Origin of the sequence: Streptomyces sp. UH6 (assembly GCF_013421635.1) — a bacterium.
GTDB lineage: Bacteria > Actinomycetota > Actinomycetes > Streptomycetales > Streptomycetaceae > Streptomyces > Streptomyces abyssomicinicus.
This window is the reverse complement of record NZ_JACADT010000449.1, coordinates 1-4454: the sequence shown is the minus strand read 5'-3', so window position 1 is coordinate 4454 and position 4454 is coordinate 1. Positions and strand designations below refer to the sequence as shown.

Below are 4454 nucleotides of genomic sequence, written 5' to 3'. Positions count from 1 at the left end.
CTACGGCGCGGCGCTCGCCGCGCTCGGCACCGCGCGCGACGACGTCGTCGCCCTGGACGGCGAGGTGAGCGACTCCACCCGGGCCGCGGCGTTCGCCGAGGAGCACCCGGAGCGGTTCTTCGAGTGCTACATCGCCGAACAGCAGATGGTCGCCTCCGCGGTGGGGCTCGCGGCCCGCGGCTGGATCCCGTACGCCTCGTCCTTCGCCGCGTTCCTCAGCCGCGCCTACGACTTCGTGCGGATGGCGGCGGTCAGCGGGGCCGGCGTCAACATGGTCGGCTCGCACGCGGGCGTGTCCATCGGCCAGGACGGTCCCTCGCAGATGGGGCTGGAGGACCTCGCGATGTTCCGCGCGGTGCACGGCTCGACCGTGCTGTACCCGTGCGACGCCAACCAGACGGCCAAACTCGTCGCCACCATGGCCGACCTCGAGGGAATCCGCTACCTGCGCACCTCGCGCGGCAAGAACGCCGTGCTCTACGGGCCCGACGAGGAGTTCCCGGTCGGCGGCAGCAAGGTGCTGCGTTCGTCCGCGGAGGACCGGCTGACCGTCGTCGCGGCCGGCGTCACCCTCCACGAGGCGCTGGGGGCCGCGGACGAACTGGCGGCGGAGGGCATCGCGGTGCGGGTGGTCGACCTGTACTCGGTGAAGCCGGTCGACGCGGAGACCCTGCGGCGGGCGGCCGCCGAGACCGGGTGCCTGCTCACCGTCGAGGACCATCACGAGGAGGGCGGCATCGGCGACGCGGTCGCCTCCGCGTTCACCGACGGCTCCCCGGTGCCGCGCCTGGTCCGGCTCGGGGTGCGCTCCATGCCGGGGTCGGCGAGCCCCGAGGAGCAACTGCGCGAGGCCGGGGTCGACGCGAGGTCGATCGCCGCCTCCGTGCGGCTCCTGACCGGGCAGGGCGTGCCGGCCTGAGGCGGCCGTCACGCCGTCGCGCCGTCACCGGACCGGCACGGTCCCCACCCGTGTGTGAAGGTCCGCCGCGGGGTTGTCACGGGAAGCACGTGGACAAGATCGGTCGGTGTGCATCGGGAGGTTTGCCGTCAGGGTCACCGGTCATCCGCACTCACAGAGGTGGCCATGACGAACACACCGAAGCAGAAGTCAGAAACCGAGAACACCGAACAGACCGAGAACACCGAACAGAACGAACCGGATCAGCGCCGTCCGCGCCCCACCGAAGTGCTGCGTGAGGCGCGGGCCCAGCTCGAGGAGCTGACGGGGATGGCCGCCGAGTCGGTGTCGTCCTTCGAAAGGACCGGGGACGGCTGGTCGTTGGAGGTGGAGGTGCTCGAACTCGAGCGCGTCCCCGACACGATGAGCCTGCTGTCGACCTACCGGGTCGACCTGGACCCGGACGGCATGCTCACCGGCTACAAGCGCATCCGGCGCTACGAACGCGGACGTTCGGACAGCAACCGCCGCTGACAAGGCGGTTCGAGAGCCAGAACACGTCCGCCCGACTTCCCGTGACAGGGCAGGTCTGCCCGCGACGGCGGTCAGCCGTGCCCGGAACAGTGAGGAGCACCCGTGACGGTTGTACCGGCACAGCAGAGCGGTGGTGGAGGCGGCAGCAGCGGCCTCTACGACGTTCTCGAACTCGTCCTCGACCGGGGCCTCGTGATCGACGCGTTCGTCCGCGTCTCCCTGGTCGGCATCGAAATCCTGAAGATCGACATCCGTGTCGTCGTCGCCAGCGTCGACACGTACCTGCGCTTCGCCGAGGCCTGCAACCGCCTCGACCTCGAGTCCGGCCCGCGCAAGAACCCCGGACTGCCCGACCTGGTCGGCGAGATGACCGAGTCCGGCGCCCGGGGCAAGTCCAAGGGCGCGCTCTCCGGAGCGGCCGAGACCATATCCGACGCCTTCCGGCAGGGGCGCGAGGAGCGCAAGGAGCCCGCGTCCGCGCGGCGTAAGGAGGAGAAGGAGTGAGCACCTACGTCTACGGGATCGCCTCGGCGTCCCACCCGTCGCTGCCCGAGGGCATGGGCGGGGTCGGCGACCCGCCGAACCCGGTCCGGCTGCTCAAGGAGGGCGACCTGGTCGCGGTGGCGGGCGACGCTCCCGAGGACCTGCGCCCCAAGCGGCGTGACCTGCTCGCCCACCAGACGATCCTCGCCGAGGCCGGCGCGGGCGGCACCGTGCTGCCGATGCGCTTCGGCAACGTCGCCCCCGACGACGACTCCGTCCTGCGGGTGCTCGCGGAGCGCGCCGACCACTACACGGAGCGGCTGCGCGCCCTGGAGGGCAAGGCGGAGTACAACGTCAAGGCCAACCACGACGAGCAGGCCGTCCTCCACCTGGTGATGGGCGAGGACGCCGAACTGCGCGCCATGGCCGAGGCCAACCGCCAGTCCGGCGGCGGCACCCACGACGACAAGCTCAGGCTCGGCGAGATGGTGGTGTCCGCCGTCAAGGCCCGCGAGGACGTGGACGCGGCGCTGCTCCAGCAGGCCCTGGAGCCCACGGCCACGGCGGTGGCCACCGGAGCCGAGTCCACCGGCTGGATCACCAACCTGTCCCTGCTGGTCGCGGCCGACTCCGCCGAGGAGTTCCTCGGCGCCGTGGAGCGGTTCCGCGAGGAGAACCCGCACCTCCAGCTCCGGGTCAACGGACCGCTGCCGCCCTACAGCTTCGTGGAGCCCGGTCCCGCCGACCACGCGCCGCAGGGCGCGGGGCAGGCCGCCGGCACGGCCGTGGAGTGACACGGTGGGACTCCTCTCCGAGGTGCTGCTGCTGCCGCTCGCGCCGGTGCGCGGCAGCGCCTGGGTGATCCGCCAGGTGATGCGTGAGGCCGAGCGCATCTATTACGACCCCGCCACGATCCGCGCCGAACTGGCGAGTCTGGAGGAGCAGTTGGAAGCAGGCGAGATCGACGACGAGGAGTTCGACCGGCGTGAGGACGAACTGCTCGAGCGGCTGGAGGCCGCGGCCGGGGTGCAGCAGCGGGGAGGTGGCTTCGGATGAACGCCGCCCGGCGCTGGGAACTCGGGCTCGCGGCCACCGCGGGCTACGTCGTGGGGCGTACCCGGACGCTGCCGCTCGTGGTCGCCGTCGCCATCGTGCTGGCCGGCCGGGAGGAGCCCCGCGCCTACCTGGCCGGCCAGGGGCGGCGGCTGCTGATGGAGGGCGTCCGCACCGCCGGGGCCGCCACGGCCTGGTGGGACGACTCGACGGTCCGGAAGATGTTCACCCGCGGGTCGGACGACGACGCCGGTGCGGAGAACGGCGACCCGGACGCCGACGAGGACGGGCCGCCCGCCGAGCGGACCGGCCGCCAGGAGATCGAACCGGCCTGAGCGCCCGCCCCCGCCGCTCCAGTTCCCCCGCCCGGGACCCGCGTCCCGGGCGGGGGAACTGGAGCGGCGGCCCGGGCTCGGGCAGGGTGGAGGTACGGGCTTCCACGCCCGGACCGCGTGCCCGGACCGCGTGCCCCGCCGCACGCCCCGGGTCCCCGCCCGGCCCCACGGCGAGAAGGAGAGACGATGAGCGGACTGCGGTACGTCTACGCGGTCTGCCGCCCGTTCGAGGCGGCGCTCCAGGCCCAGCTGGGCGGTGTGGCCGGCTGCCCGCCCACGGCCGTCCACCACCAGGGCCTGGTGGCCGTGGTCAGCACCGTCCCGGCCGCCGAGTTCGACGAGGGCCCGCTGCGGGAGCGCCTGGAGGACCGGGAGTGGCTGACCGCGACCGCCAGGGCCCACGAGCAGGTGATCGACGCCCTCACCACCGTCACCACCCCGCTGCCGCTGCCGTTCGCCACCGTGCTGCCCGACGACAGCGCCGTGCGCGTCCTGCTGGAGACGCACGCCGCCGAGATCCGCGCCGTCCTCGACCGGCTGGCGGGCCGGGTCGAGTGGAGCGTCCGCGTCTACGCGGGCGGTGAGCGGCGGGTGGAGGCCGAGCGCCTCGCCACCCGCCTGCACGAGGAGCTGCGCGCCGCCGCGGAGGAGAACCGGCTGCATCCGCACCGCACCCTCAAGGTCACCGAGACCGAGGAGCGCGCGTGGGGCGGCAACGTGCTGGACGCCGCCTACCTGGTGCCGCGCCGGCAGTCCGGGGGCTTCGTCGAGATGGTCGACAAGGCCCGGGAGAACCTTCCGGAGGGCGGCGTCCGGATCCACCTCACCGGCCCCTGGGCGCCCTACTCGTTCGGAGCGCTCGGCGGAGGCGGGTGAGGGCGGCCCGTCGGGCGGGCGCCCGAGGCCCGGCCCGGGCGGGTCCTCGGAGGTTCAGGCCGCGCGGCGGCAGAGGATCTCCTGGTGCGGGACGGTGAACCGTCCCTCCGGCCGGTTCCCCCACTCGCGCCACGCGGCCGACACCGCCTCCAGCGCCTTCCCGTCGGCCAGCCCCAGCTCCCGCACCCGGCCCGCGTAGCCGGGCGCCAGGGTGCGGTCCGCCCACATGCCGCTCCACCACGCACGGTCCTCGGCGCCGGTGTAGACCCACTCCG

Annotated in this window: 7 protein-coding genes and 1 pseudogene; 7 read left to right on the top strand and 1 reads right to left on the bottom strand. The window is 73.6% G+C overall.

What is annotated here, in order from left to right; all coding sequences use genetic code 11:
- From HW445_RS19630 to HW445_RS19600, 7 genes are all read left to right on the top strand, one after another.
- The coding region (locus tag HW445_RS19630) for a transketolase family protein (protein ID WP_306673337.1) at window positions 1–919 on the top strand (919 nt) is incomplete at its 5' end.
- Between the two features lie 165 nt (window positions 920–1084).
- On the top strand, window positions 1085–1432 hold the full coding sequence (locus tag HW445_RS19625; protein ID WP_180222298.1) for a gas vesicle protein: 348 nt from the start codon (window positions 1085–1087) through the stop codon (window positions 1430–1432).
- A gap of 102 nt (window positions 1433–1534) precedes the next feature.
- A complete protein-coding gene (locus HW445_RS19620; RefSeq protein WP_166020600.1) occupies window positions 1535–1936 on the top strand; it encodes a gas vesicle structural protein GvpA in 402 nt (133 codons plus the stop codon).
- Window positions 1933–2709 carry a GvpL/GvpF family gas vesicle protein gene (locus HW445_RS19615; RefSeq protein WP_180222297.1) on the top strand — a complete coding sequence of 259 codons (777 nt, stop codon included), beginning with the start codon at window positions 1933–1935 and terminating at the stop codon, window positions 2707–2709. The genes HW445_RS19620 and HW445_RS19615 overlap by 4 nt, the downstream gene beginning before the upstream one ends.
- Before the next feature lie 4 nt (window positions 2710–2713).
- On the top strand, window positions 2714–2971 hold the full coding sequence (locus tag HW445_RS19610; protein WP_151770186.1) for a gas vesicle protein GvpG: 258 nt from the start codon (window positions 2714–2716) through the stop codon (window positions 2969–2971).
- On the top strand, window positions 2968–3303 hold the full coding sequence (locus tag HW445_RS19605; RefSeq protein WP_180222296.1) for a hypothetical protein: 336 nt from the start codon (window positions 2968–2970) through the stop codon (window positions 3301–3303). The genes HW445_RS19610 and HW445_RS19605 overlap by 4 nt, the downstream gene beginning before the upstream one ends.
- A gap of 186 nt (window positions 3304–3489) precedes the next feature.
- Window positions 3490–4179, top strand: coding sequence for a GvpL/GvpF family gas vesicle protein (locus HW445_RS19600; RefSeq protein WP_180222295.1), 690 nt, complete (start codon window positions 3490–3492; stop codon window positions 4177–4179).
- Window positions 4180–4233: 54 nt separating this feature from the next.
- On the opposite strand, the pseudogene HW445_RS19595 reads toward HW445_RS19600, so the two are convergent.
- Window positions 4234–4454: pseudogene (locus tag HW445_RS19595) on the bottom strand (SAM-dependent methyltransferase); the annotation flags it as partial.